The 13,055-nt window shown below is 33.5% G+C and carries 11 protein-coding genes and 1 tRNA gene; 8 read left to right on the plus strand and 4 right to left on the minus strand.

The window, feature by feature from the left end; all coding sequences use genetic code 11:
• Window positions 1-16: 16 nt before the first annotated feature.
• The 7 genes from N7277_RS06590 (at window position 17) to N7277_RS06620 (ending at window position 9,533) form a co-directional block, all read left to right on the plus strand.
• The gene (locus N7277_RS06590; RefSeq protein ID WP_274778787.1) at window positions 17-1,558 is read left to right on the plus strand and encodes a DUF4270 domain-containing protein; all 1,542 of its coding nucleotides are present in this window, start codon (window positions 17-19) and stop codon (window positions 1,556-1,558) included.
• Between the two features lie 6 nt (window positions 1,559-1,564).
• Complete coding sequence (gene glmS / locus N7277_RS06595) at window positions 1,565-3,415, plus strand: glutamine--fructose-6-phosphate transaminase (isomerizing) (protein ID WP_274778788.1); 1,851 nt, start codon at window positions 1,565-1,567, stop codon at window positions 3,413-3,415.
• Between the two features lie 114 nt (window positions 3,416-3,529).
• Window positions 3,530-4,939: a type IX secretion system lipoprotein PorK/GldK gene (gene porK / locus N7277_RS06600; protein WP_274778789.1), complete on the plus strand. Its 1,410-nt coding sequence runs from the start codon at window positions 3,530-3,532 to the stop codon at window positions 4,937-4,939.
• Between the two features lie 44 nt (window positions 4,940-4,983).
• Window positions 4,984-5,670, plus strand: a complete 687-nt coding sequence (gene porL, locus N7277_RS06605) for a type IX secretion system motor protein PorL/GldL (RefSeq protein ID WP_274778790.1) — start codon at window positions 4,984-4,986, stop codon at window positions 5,668-5,670.
• 49 nt (window positions 5,671-5,719) lie between these two features.
• The gene (gene porM, locus N7277_RS06610) at window positions 5,720-7,288 is read left to right on the plus strand and encodes a type IX secretion system motor protein PorM/GldM (protein ID WP_274778791.1); all 1,569 of its coding nucleotides are present in this window, start codon (window positions 5,720-5,722) and stop codon (window positions 7,286-7,288) included.
• A 36-nt stretch (window positions 7,289-7,324) separates the two neighbouring features.
• Window positions 7,325-8,431 carry a type IX secretion system ring protein PorN/GldN gene (gene porN / locus N7277_RS06615; RefSeq protein WP_274778792.1) on the plus strand — a complete coding sequence of 369 codons (1,107 nt, stop codon included), beginning with the start codon at window positions 7,325-7,327 and terminating at the stop codon, window positions 8,429-8,431.
• A 64-nt stretch (window positions 8,432-8,495) separates the two neighbouring features.
• Window positions 8,496-9,533, plus strand: coding sequence for an NAD(P)/FAD-dependent oxidoreductase (locus tag N7277_RS06620; RefSeq protein WP_274778793.1), 1,038 nt, complete (start codon window positions 8,496-8,498; stop codon window positions 9,531-9,533).
• Window positions 9,534-9,562: 29 nt separating this feature from the next.
• Here the strand turns inward: N7277_RS06620 and N7277_RS06625 are convergent.
• A tRNA-Ser gene (locus N7277_RS06625) sits at window positions 9,563-9,649 on the minus strand.
• Window positions 9,650-9,672: 23 nt separating this feature from the next.
• Window positions 9,673-10,698, minus strand: a complete 1,026-nt coding sequence (locus N7277_RS06630) for an asparaginase (RefSeq protein WP_274778794.1) — start codon at window positions 10,696-10,698, stop codon at window positions 9,673-9,675.
• Between the two features lie 86 nt (window positions 10,699-10,784).
• Between N7277_RS06630 and N7277_RS06635 the strand changes: the two genes are divergently transcribed.
• Entirely contained in the window at window positions 10,785-11,450 is a 666-nt protein-coding gene (locus N7277_RS06635) for a TrmH family RNA methyltransferase (RefSeq protein WP_274778795.1), read from the plus strand.
• A 6-nt stretch (window positions 11,451-11,456) separates the two neighbouring features.
• Here the strand turns inward: N7277_RS06635 and N7277_RS06640 are convergent, their stop codons facing one another.
• Both N7277_RS06640 and N7277_RS06645 read right to left on the minus strand, forming a co-directional pair.
• Window positions 11,457-12,155: an RsmE family RNA methyltransferase gene (locus N7277_RS06640; RefSeq protein ID WP_274778796.1), complete on the minus strand. Its 699-nt coding sequence runs from the start codon at window positions 12,153-12,155 to the stop codon at window positions 11,457-11,459.
• A gap of 4 nt (window positions 12,156-12,159) precedes the next feature.
• Window positions 12,160-13,041 carry a DUF808 domain-containing protein gene (locus N7277_RS06645; RefSeq protein ID WP_274778797.1) on the minus strand — a complete coding sequence of 294 codons (882 nt, stop codon included), beginning with the start codon at window positions 13,039-13,041 and terminating at the stop codon, window positions 12,160-12,162.
• Between the last annotated feature and the right edge of the window lie 14 nt (window positions 13,042-13,055).

The raw sequence follows: 13,055 nt of genomic DNA on the forward strand, positions 1-13,055 counted from the left end.
ACATATAATTACTTAAATGATAAAAGAAATTCAGAATATCTTTAGGCTATTTTTTATTTTAATTTCGGGTGCAGCTATTACGGTAGCTTGCGAGCCAGAACCAGATCAACTAGGAATGCAGTTTTTCCAAAACGGTACTGCAGAAGGTACAGAGGCTAGTTTTGATGTTATAGCTTATAATGTTTACAATAATGATGTATTAGAAGCAGATAATGATAGACTTGCAGAAGCTACTTTAGGTGCTTTTGATGAAGCTAACTTTGGGATGCAAAAATCATCCTATGTTACCCAAGTAAGATTATCTACTTATGATCCGGATTTTGGAAAAAATGCAATAGTAGACTCAGTAGTTTTACAGATGAAGCCTCTTTATCATACTGCTACTGATTCTGTAGTAACTAAAACGTATGAAGACTACATCCATCCAGATAATGTAGCGGCAAAAAAAGTAGTGACGTCTTATCCTATAAAAAAATATGGTAAAGCAAAAAGAAATTTCACCATAAATGTACATGAGGTTACAGATTTCCTATCCTCTACAGAGTCTAATTTTTATTCAAATCAGCAGGTAAATACAGGAGCTTTATTGGGCACTAAATCATTTGACGGATATCTTAGAGCAATTAAAATTACAAAAGATTCAGATAACTCTGAACTTTTCAGTAGAGATGCAGCATTAAGAATTTCTTTAGATAAAAACTTTTTTCAATCCAAAATTATAGATAAAAAAGGCTCTTTTGAATTAAAAGATGTAGCTAGTTTTATCAGATATTTTAGAGGTTTGAAATTTTCAGTTGCAGAAAATGATGGATATATTTTTAATTTTAATCCAAATGAACTGTCAGTAATTATCTATTATAAATATGATAAAACTGAAAACAATGCTACAACCAGAACAGATGGAAGCTATACCCTAGATTTAGGTTCTACAAATGTTCATTTTAATCAAATTCAATACAATCGTAGCAATACTTTCTTAACGTATGTTTCTAGCACTCCCAATACTACAGGTGATACCAAGTTATTCCTTCAAGGAATGGGCGGGCCAGGTGCAGAAGTATTGATTCCAGATGCTACTATTGCTCAACTTAAAAATCTATATAAAAACGAAAAAATAGGATTGCTTTCTGCTAAAATTAGATTGTATTCTGATGCTGCTTTATGGAATAATACTTATGCAAAACCAGATACTTTTGCAACACTATTAAAAACAGTAGATACAGATAATAAAACTACATTTTCATTCTTTCCAGATAATACTACTTTTGCTTACTCAGGAGTTTATAAGATGGTAAAAGCAGTAGATTTAGATAAGAATCCTGCTTATTATGAAATAAGCATTACCCAACTTGTTAAAAATATTATCGAAAAAGAAGAAGCAAATAAGCCTATTTCTATCAATGTAGGAAGTTTCCAAACATCTTCTTCTACAGGTGCACTTTTAGGAAGTGATTATACTACTAAAGCCTATACTCCAAATAGAATAGTACTGGTAGGCTCAGATCCTAATAATGCACAATATAAAGCTCAATTAAAACTAATTTACTCAAAAAAATAAATAACTATGTGCGGAATTGTAGGTTATACAGGTTTTCAAGACGCTTATGAGATTGTTATCAACGGCTTGAGAAGATTAGAATATAGAGGTTATGATAGTGCAGGAATTGTACTTGAAGATAAAAACAATAATTTTGAGGTTAAGAAGACCAAAGGTAAAGTATCTGATTTAGTTGCTATTTCAGAAAATCTAAAAGGAACTTCGCACATCGGGATGGGGCACACAAGATGGGCTACTCATGGTGTTCCTAGTGATAGAAATTCTCACCCACATGTTTCAAACGATGGTAAAATTGCTCTTGTGCATAATGGTATCATCGAGAATTATGATACCATTAAGACAATGCTTATTGGTAAAGGTTTTACCTTTTTATCAGAAACAGATACAGAAGTTTTAGTAAATCTTATCCAATACATATTAGATACTCAAAAAGTAGATTTTCCACAAGCAGTAAGATATGCTTTAAACGAAGTTTATGGAGCCTATGCAATCACTGTAATGCACAAGGATTATCCAGGAGTTTTAGTAGTTGGAAGATTAGGTTCACCATTAGCAATTGGTTTAGGAGATAAAGAATATTTTATCGCTTCAGACGCTTCACCATTTGTAGAATTTACTAAAGAAGCGGTTTATCTAGAAGATGGGCATATGGCTACTATTTCATTAGAAAAAGGTGTGGATATTAGAAGCATCAAAGAAAATGAAAAGATAGAGCCTGCTATTCAAGAACTTAAATTATCATTAGAACAAATAGAAAAAGGAGGCTACGAGCATTTCATGTTAAAAGAAATTTTCGAACAGCCAAAATCTATTCAAGATACATTGAGAGGTAGATTGTTAGTAAATGAAGGCATTATAAAAATGGCCGGAATTTGGGATCACCTTGATAGAATTAATAAAGCAGAGAGAATCATCATCATTGCATGTGGTACTTCTTGGCATGCTGGTTTAATCGGAGAATATCTTATCGAAGAATTTGCAAGAATACCTGTAGAAGTAGAATATGCTTCTGAATTTAGATACAGAAATCCTATCATTACCGAAAAAGATATTGTAGTTGCTATTTCTCAATCAGGAGAAACCGCAGACTCTATGGCAGCGATTAAGTTGGCTAAAGAAAAAGGAGCATTCATCTATGGAATTTGTAATGTAGTAGATTCATCAATTGCAAGATTTTCAGATGCTGGTTCTTATACTCATGCTGGTCCAGAAATTGGCGTAGCATCTACCAAAGCATTTACTGCTCAATTAACTATTTTGTCACTTATCGCCCTTAAATTAGGCAAGCATAATGGTAATCTAAGTAATGCCGAGTTCATGAGACTCATCACGGAATTAGATAATATCCCTAAAAAAGTAGAAGAAGTTTTAAAATCTACACATGATTATGTGAAAAAAATTGCTCATGATTTTGTGAATTCTACTAATTTCTTATACCTAGGTAGAGGATTTAATTTCCCTGCAGCATTAGAAGGAGCGCTTAAACTGAAAGAGATTTCATATATTCACGCAGAAGGTTATCCAGCAGCAGAAATGAAACACGGACCTATTGCTTTAATAGACGAAAATATGCCAATCGTAATTATAGCACCTAAAAAAGGTCATTATGATAAAATCGTGAGTAACGTACAGGAAATTAAAGCAAGAAAAGGTAAAGTAATAGCAGTAGTAAACTATGGAGATGAGCAAGTAGCTTCTATGGCAGATTATGTAATAGAAATCCCTGATACATCAGAATGTTTTTCACCAATTGTAGCTTCTATTCCGCTACAATTATTAGCTTATTATATTGCTGTTTACAGAGGTGCAAATGTAGACCAACCAAGAAATCTTGCTAAATCTGTAACCGTAGAATAAATTTTAATCAAAAAAATAAAATATTTTAGTTTAATTTTCGTTTAAAAAAAATCTTAAGGATTTGTTAAAAAAAAAATTAATTATATATTTACCGCTTTAAACTATAACAGTATAATGAAAAGAATGTTTCTTTTGATGCTTGCAGCATCTTTTGTGGTTTCATGTTCTAAAGGTGGAAGAAGAGCAAGCTCTGGAAAACCAGACTCTAGAGGAGAATTGGTGCCGAAAGAAAGTAAAAAGTCTTTTGAGGCTCAAAGACCTTACGGTATGGTAGCCATTCCTGGTGGTTCTTTTGTGATGGGGCAAGGTGATGCAGACTTTACTGCTACTCCAGAAAAAGCACCCCTAAAAACAGTTACCGTTTCTTCATTTTTTATGGATGAAACAGAGGTAACCAATTCAGAATACAGACTCTTCGTAAATTATGTGAGAGACTCTATTGCTAGAACATTATTAGCAGATGCTGCAGGTGATGGAGCTGGAGGAGCTGGAATTGATAATTATGCATTTAAATCAAAAAAAGCAGGTGCAAATGTTACACCATATGAAACATTTTTACAATCACAAGGAGATAGAGATGGTTATAATGACTCTAGAAAACTAGATTGGAGAGTTCCATTATACTGGAAAACAAGTCAATATCCTGATGAAAAATATGCTGAAGTAATGGAGTCACTATATTTACCACCAGCTAAAAGAATAAACAACGAAAGACTTCTAGATACTCAAAAGTTAAAATATTCTTACGAGTGGGAAGATGTAGCAACTGCAGTAAAAGATAAAACAAGAAGCGCTAGCTATCTTAAAAAAGAAAGTATTGCCGTATATCCTGATACCACAGTTTGGGTTAAAGATTTCAACTATGCTTATAACGAACCATTGTTTGATAGATATTTCTGGCACAAAGCATACAAAGATTATCCAGTTGTAGGAGTTACTTGGGATCAAGCAAGAGCATTCTGTGATTACAAAACCAAAGCAAAAAGAGATTATGTAAAGTCTGGTAAAAAAAGAGGAGATAATCCTATGAAATTTAGATTACCTACTGAAGCAGAATGGGAATATGCTGCTAGAGGAGGTCTAGAAAACGCTACATATCCTTGGGGAGGTCCTTATCTTACGGATGATAGAGGTTGCTATTTAGCAAACTTTAAACCTAAAAGAGGTAACTATATAGAAGACGAAAAGAAAGGAACTTATCCATACACAGCTCCAGTAAAAAGATTCCACAGAAATGGTTTTGGACTTTATGACATGGCTGGTAACGTAGCAGAGTGGACGGAATCTCCTTACAGTAATGCAACTTACCAATTCTCATCTACCTTAAATCCATACTTGTCAAATCAAGCATATAGAGAACTTAAAAAATCTGTAAGAGGAGGTTCTTGGAAAGATGTAGGTTACCTACTGATGACTGGTTATAGAGACTGGGAAAGAAAAGATTCTGCAAGAAGTTATATTGGCTTCAGAACAATTCAAGACGTTCCAGCAGGAACTGCTAGATTAAGAAGATCAAGTAAATAAAAAGTAAAAATAAAATTATTAAAAACTATTAAAAAATCAAAGGTATGATTGGGAATCCGTTTAAAACTAAAGAATCAACTTTAAACTTTATTTATTCTGCAGGTGCGGCTGTAGTAATTTTAGGAGCATTATTTAAATTAAATCACTGGAACATTGGACCACTTACTGGGACATGGATTCTAGCAATAGGTTTAGGAGTAGAAGCATTTATTTTCTTAATTTTTGCGTTCGATGCACCTAAAGAAGAGTCTAACTACGCTTGGGAAAATGTTTATCCAGAATTATTAGATGCAGATGCTCAGCCCAAGGCTAGAAAAGTAGCTACTGTAGAGACTTCTGATTTAGATGTTACACTATCAAATAAATTAGACAAAATGTTAGCTGATGCGAAACTAGATGTAGAGTTATTCGAAAGACTTAAAACAGGAATTGATAAATTTTCAACTTCTGTTGATCAAATAAATGCTACTGTAGATGTATCACAAGCTACCACTAAATATAACGATCAATTAACTTTAGCTGCTAGTCACTTAGAAAGCATGAATGCATTATATGCGCTACAATTAGAGCACGGTAAAGCACAAAGCGAAATGAGCAAAAAGTATGTAGAAGATATCCAAAAATCTGCAGACCAATCTCAGAAATTCAACGAGGAATTAGCAGGTCTTACATCTAATTTAAATAATCTTAATAGAGTTTACGGAGGTATGCTTTCTGCTATGAAAGCTTAATTTTCTTTCAATATTTTAATCAATAAAAATTTTAAAAAGAAGAATTAAAATGGCAAAAGGAAAACAAACACCCCGTCAAAAAATGATTAACCTGATGTATCTGGTTTTCATTGCGATGCTTGCAATGCAGATAGACCAAGAAATCATCAGATCATACCAAGATACTAATCAATCTCTTACTGATTCTAGAACATTGGCAGAAGAGAAAAATAAAATCTTTGAAATAACCTTAAAAGCTAAAGCTGATAACTCTCCCGAAACCTTTGGTTTGGCAAGTCAACAGTACCAAGGAATGAGATCTAAAGCTGACGATTTAGTTGGTTTTATTGAATCAATAAAAGGACAACTGAAAACAGAAGCAGGTTTTGATGCAAACAAAAATGTAGAAGATAATTTTTCTTCTCTAAACAATACAGATGCTGTAACCAAAAAATTCTTTAAAGGAGGTGATGCGGAGTTACCTTCTAAAAATTCTGAGGAATTAAAAACTAAAATGGCTGCTCTTCAAAATTATATTATCCAAAATTTTGGAAACAATAAAGATTTAGTTTCTGTAGTAGATAGAGCTAAAAAAAGATTGTCAACTGATGATGCTCCATACAAAAAGCAGGGTAAAAACTGGTTACAGTATAAGTTTTATAATCAGCCTTTAATTGCTGCACTTTCTAACTTAGAAGTTATCCAGTCAGAAGCTAGAAATTTACAATCTGATGCTCTTTCATTAATGCTAAGAGAAAAAGTAGACGCAGATATCAAATTTGATGCTTTCGAAGCTGTAGTTGCTGCTCCAGATGTAATTATTCAAGGAGAACCAGCTGAAGCAAAAGTATTCATTGGTACTTATGACAGCAACCTACCAGGATTTGGTGTTGCTGGTGCAGACAGAACAGAAAACGGAATTGGTTATAAATCATTAGTTTCTTCTACTCCAGGTGAATATACTTTTAATGGTGTAGTTTCATTTAACGATGCTAATGGTAAAAAATTAGAATACAAATTCTCTCATCCATATAGAGTAGTTCCAGGAGCTAAAGAAGTAGCCTTCGAAAGTGGAGCTTTATTATCTGCTGATAAAATGAATGTTTTATACCGTGGAGTTCAGAACCCTATTTCAGGTTCTATCCTTGGTGCTGATAATAGCCAGACTACACTTACTGCAACAGGAGGTACAGTTACTAAAAAAGGTGGGGGATCTTGGGTAATTACTCCAGGTTCTGGTAATTCTACTACATTAACTATTTCAGGGAAAGGTCCAAAAGGTCAGGTTATTTCTCAGAAATTTGAGTTCAGAATTAAAAACGTTCCTGCTCCTCAAGGGCAAATTAGAGGTGAAAACGAGGTAACTATGCCAGCTACTTCTATTGCTAATCAAACAGTAGGTGCTGCCATTCCAGATTTTGATTTCCCTGTAGCGTTTGAAGTAACAGGTTTCAAATTCAAAGTTCCAGGAAAAGCTGCTATGTTTGTAAATGGAAACTCATTAAGCTCTGTAGCGGGACTTACTAAAAACCTAAGATCAGGAGATATTTGTTACATTGCAGGTATCCAAGCTACTGCAACTGGTTTAGGAGGTCAAACTCTGAAAAAAATCAGTCCTATTGTAATAAATGTTCAATAATTTAGTTATAAAGAATATACATATCATATCATTAAAATGAAAAAGATTTTAATTTTACTATTAGCATTAAGTGTTTTTTCTGTAGACGCTCAGACTAAGAGAAGAACTACGAAAAAGAAAGCTGCTAAGAAAACTACTGCAGCAGCAACACAACAAACTCCAGCTCCAACTCCTGCAGCTGAAGTAGCTCCTGTTACTCCTAATGTTAATAATGAAGTTACCGCTACAGGACAACTAGAAGCTGATTTAGAGCCGATTAACTCATTGTCTATTTTAAATGCTAAGTCTCCTGCAGCTTTCAGAGTGTACAGAGAGATAGGTACTGTTAAAAAAGGAGACTCTGTACTTTCTTTAAGAAATAAGCCACTTAGCTATGGGTATATTGATGAGAAAGACGTTCTTAGAAGCATGGTTGTATGGGAAATTATTGATATGAATGAAAAAATCAATCAGCCTTTTTATCATAATTCTGATGGGATAGTTTCTCAGAATAAATCACTTTATCAATTGCTTATTGATAATATTATGAGTGGGGATATAAAAGAGGTTTATGATGATGAAATGTTCATGACAAAATTGCCTCCTGAAGCAATTAAACAAAGATTATCTGTTACTAAAGAATCTGACTGGTTAATTGATAAAAGAAATGCAGGAGAAAAACTTACAGCCGAAGACATAAAAGCTGGAACAGATGTTATAGAGACCAAAACTGAAAGTGTAAAACTTCTTAAAGTTAAAGGAATGTGGTACGTAGACAGAAGAGATGGTCAAATGAAATACAGACTTCTAGGTATTGCTGCGATGGGGCCAGATCCTACCATGATGGCAGAAAAAACTGCAGATGGTGTTTCTTTAGGTAACAAAGATGAATTAATTGATCTTTTCTGGGTGTATTACCCAGATGCTAGAGAAGTTCTTGCAAACTCAGTAGTTTTCAATAGCAAAAACTTATCTTCAGATTTAACTTATGATGATATTCTTAATGCTAGAAGATTTTCTTCAATTATCTATAAATCAGATAATGGTTTAGGAACAGGAATCATTAAAGATTATATTCCTAATGATGCCGAAGAACAATTAGAAGAATCAGACAGAATTAAAAATCAAATTCTAGAAATGGAAAACGATATGTGGAATTATTAATCCAAATATCCTTATATAAACAAAAACCTAAGTATCTTTGCTTAGGTTTTTTTATTGACAGTTTATGACAAAATCCGTAGAGTATATTATCGTAGGAGATGGTTATGCAGCAATGTTTTTAGCGCATCAATTCATTAAAAATAATATATCATTTTTACTTTTTACCGAAGGCAAAAAGAGTGCATCAATGGTTTCTGCTGGGATGATAAATCCTGCGGTTCTTAAACGTTTTACCACGTTTTGGCTGGCGCAGCAGCAAATAGATTCTCTTAAAAATACCATGACCGAAATTGAACAATATACAAGGCATAATTACCTGATAGAAAAGCCTATTCTAAGAGTTTTTCATGACGAAAAAGAAAAAGAATTATGGCTGAAAAAATCAGATGACAATAACTTGAAACCATTTCTTTCCAAAGATTTTATAAAACTTAATTCTGTCAAAAATCCATTTGAATGTGGAGTAGTGAATCAATCCGCTCGGTTAGATGTAAGAGGTTTTTTCACAGATATGATGAACTTTTTAGAAAGTCAAAATTATCTTATCAAAGAAAAATTTGATTATAAATTATTGAAACCAAATGATTCTACCTACAAAGATATTTCGTTTAAAAAAATAATCTTTGCCGAAGGAATGGCGGTCAAAGAAAACCCATTTTTCGCAGAAATCCCTGTACATCAGAATAAAGGCCATCATTTAGAAGTTCAACTTTCTGTCCCTTTAGAAGATGGGTTTACGATCAAAAAGAAGCATTTTATTTTCCCATTAAACAACGGGAATTATTACTATGGCGGAACGTATGACCGTGAACAAATCCATCATAAAATAGACGATGCTGCGGTAGAAAAACTCACAAATGCTTTAGGAGAGTTTTATCCTCATGATTTCGAAGTAAAAGAGGTGAAATTTGGCTTCAGACCTACAGTTAAAGATAGAAGGCCTATTTTAGGAAATCATCCTGAATTTGGTAATTTATATGTATTTAATGGATTGGGAGCAAGAGGAATTCTCAATGGAAATTATTTCTCCATTAACCTATACCATCATTTAGAAAACGGTGAAGAAATTCATCCAGAAGTAGATTTAAAAAGATTTCAATAAAAAATCCGCAATAGTTTGCGGATTTTTTGCAGAAAGGAAGGGATTCGAACCCTCGATACAGTTACCCGTATACTACCTTTCCAGGGTAGCTCCTTCAACCACTCGGACACCTTTCTTTTTCAGATGGCAAAGGTAGAATTTATTCTTCAATTTCCGAAATTTCTCCGCGCAGATTTTTCTTGAAATTTTCTGCAAAATTTCTTGAATAATTCGGGTTATCGATTAAATGCATTGCCTTTGCTAAGGCACTTTCGGCAGTGATGTCATGACCGCTTATTGCGCCTATCTTTTTGAAAATATTACTGTTATTATATTTCCCGATGCTTATTCCACCAGAAACACATTGAGAAATCACTACGACTTCAGTTCCGTTATTTCTGATTTTTTGAAGCACTTCTTCCGTTTTTTTATTGCTAAAAATCGTTCCAGAACCAAAAACTTGAAGAATTAAAACCTTGATTTGAGAAATTTGTGGTAAACTTTCTAAATTGATTCCAGGGAAAATTCTCCATAAAAGAATGCTGTCATTCAAATGTAAATCTACTGAAAAATCTTCTTGATGAGGCGTTCTGTACAGCATGGCTTCTTCCACCTTCAAGTGAACACCAGATTCTCCTAAAATAGGGTAATTTGGACTGATAAATGCATCGAAATTCTCAGCAGAATATTTTAAACAACGGTTTCCTCTCAATAATTTATATTCGAAATAGAGCGCCACTTCTTGTACCACCGCTTCATCATTTTGATATAAACTCGCATAATAAAGACTGGTAAGCAAATTTTCTTTGGCATCAGTTCTTAAATCTCCGATTGGCAATTGCGAACCAGTCAAAATCACAGGTTTTCTTAAATTTTTGAGCATGAAACTTAGCGCAGAAGCAGTGTAAGCCATCGTATCTGTTCCGTGAAGAATTAAAAATCCATCAAAATTGTGATAATTTTTCTCAATTAATTGAGCGATTTCCTTCCATTCTTTTGGCCCAACATCTGATGAATCCAAAGGTTCTGAAAACTGATGAACGCTTACTTCGCATTCAAGCAGATTCATCTCTGGGATTTTATTGAAAATATGATTGAAATCAAAAGCGCGAAGACTATTGGTTTCATAATCTTTCTCCATTCCGATGGTTCCGCCTGTGTATATGATGAGGACTTTTCTTTTCATGTAAAATTTTCTTTTTTGTAGAATTTTTCAGACTTTAAAGTTAAAAATTTAAAGTTAATTTCTAAAATATTTTGCAATTTTGCCAAATGATTCCTAAAAACAGACTTCAAGAAACTTTTGATTATTTGAAACAATTTCTTACCGATGAAAGATTGAGCAAAATAGAGTATTTTTCTCAGGAAAGTTCAGATTTTGTACTTCCCGTGATGGAAGATGTGTATCAGTTCCGTAATGCAGCAGCGATTGTAAGAAGTGTAGAAGCGTGTGGTTTTCATCATGTGGTTGCATTGGAAGAAGAAAATGTGTTCAATCCAAATTTGAAGGTAACAAAAGGTGCAGAAACTTGGGTGAAAGTTGAAAAAATGCCCAATAATTTATATTCTTTAAAGGAAATCAAAAACAGAGGGTATAAAATTTTGGCGGTTTCTCCAGAGAATAACGCGACTATGTTACCTGATTACGAAGTAAAAGAACCAATTGCTTTGGTTTTCGGGACTGAGTTGGAAGGCGTTTCAGATGAAATTTTAGATTTTGCAGACGAAACTTTGGCAATTCCCATGTATGGTTTTACTAAGAGTTTTAATGTGTCTGTTGCCGCTGCAATTTGCATGTACGAATTGAAGCAAAAGCTTATGAAATCTGGAATTGATTACAAACTTTCTGAAGAAAAATTACTGGAAATGAAAATCAGATGGACAGTAAATTCTATAAGAAGTGGCGAAGAACTTTTGGAAAGATTTTTGAAAATTTAATTTAAATTATTCACTAATAGATTTATTATAATTCCACGCGGCTACGAAAATCCCTGCGGTTTCTGTTCTTAATCTTTGATGTCCAAGAGAAACAGCTTTAATGCCTTTTTCGGCTAACATTTTAATTTCTTTTTCAGAAAAATCACCTTCTGGACCAATCAGAAAAGTAGGATTGGCCAATTCTGGAATTTCACTAAGGTTGATGCGTTCAAAAGCAACATCGCAATGCGCCACAAAAGTCATTTCCGGATTTACATTTTTAATAAAATCTGATAATTTCGTAACATCATTAATTTTTGGAAAAAAGAATCTTAAACTTTGTTTAGAAGCTGCAACAGATTGTTTTCTAAGCTTTTCGATGTTCAGATTTTTACGTTCTGTTTTTTCAGTATTCAGAATAGTTATCTCCGAAATGCCCATTTCTGTTGCTTTTTCAACAAAAAATTCAATTCTGTCGATGTTTTTGGTAGGTGCAATCGCAATATGCAATTGTCTGGTAAGTTTCGGGAAATATTCTTGAACTTCCGTAACGTTCAGATTGACTTTTTTTCCTTCAAAAATGAGATTTCCTTTGGCGAGATTTCCTTTTCCGTCTGTCACGAAGATTTCCTCACCTTCTTTCATACGAAGAACTTTCACGATGTGCTGTTGCTCTTCGTCATTAATTTTTACATCGGGGATAATTTCGCCAAAGAAAAGTTTCATTTTTTTATTTTTTGAACAGTGAAATAATTTTTTTTACTAAAGTAATCACCAATACCATGATGATACCGCCTAAAATTCCAGCGCCAAATTCATTGACAATAGCAGGTGTAGGTAAATCTTCAACCAAATGATGTAAATATTCTACGTTGTGAAGAAAAATTCCACCAGCAACTAATAGTAAAGCAATAGTACCTACTACTCCTAAAATTTTAATTACCCAAGGCAACATATTGATAAGCAATTGCCCTAGATTAAACAAAATACCACCTTCTTTTTTAGACTTTTTTTGCAGTTTGTAACCAGCATCATCCATTCTTACAATTAAAGCTACAATTCCGTAAACGCCAACTGTTGCTATAATTGAAACTAAAGTTACAGTGAGAATTTGTTGCAATAGGGGTTGATCTAATGCTGAACTTAGTGCAATAATTACAATTTCTAAAGACAAAATAAAATCGGTGGTAATAGCAGATTTTACTTTTGCTTTCTCAGCTGCGATAGGATCATCCATCACATCTAATGCTTCTTCGTGTTCTGTTTTGTAATCGTTTTTATGGAAAAAATATTCAATTATTTTTTCTACACCTTCATATGCTAAATATAGACCTCCTATTACTAGAATCACTTTTATGGCAATAGGGAATAGCCAGTTTAGTAAAAATATAATGGGTAAAATAATTAACTTGTTAATAAAAGAGCCTTTGGTGATAGCCCAAAGTACAGGTAATTCTCTAGAAGAAAGGAAGCCAGTTGCTTTTTCAGCATTTACAGCCAAATCATCCCCTAAAATTCCTGCAGTTTTTTTGGTTGCCAGTTTTGTAGTCATTGCTACATCGTCCATTAATGCAGCGATATCATCTAAAATTGCAAAAAAGCCTGAAGCCATAAGTGTTTAGTTAT

This window comes from Cloacibacterium sp. TD35, from assembly GCF_028864635.1.
Lineage (GTDB): Bacteria > Bacteroidota > Bacteroidia > Flavobacteriales > Weeksellaceae > Cloacibacterium.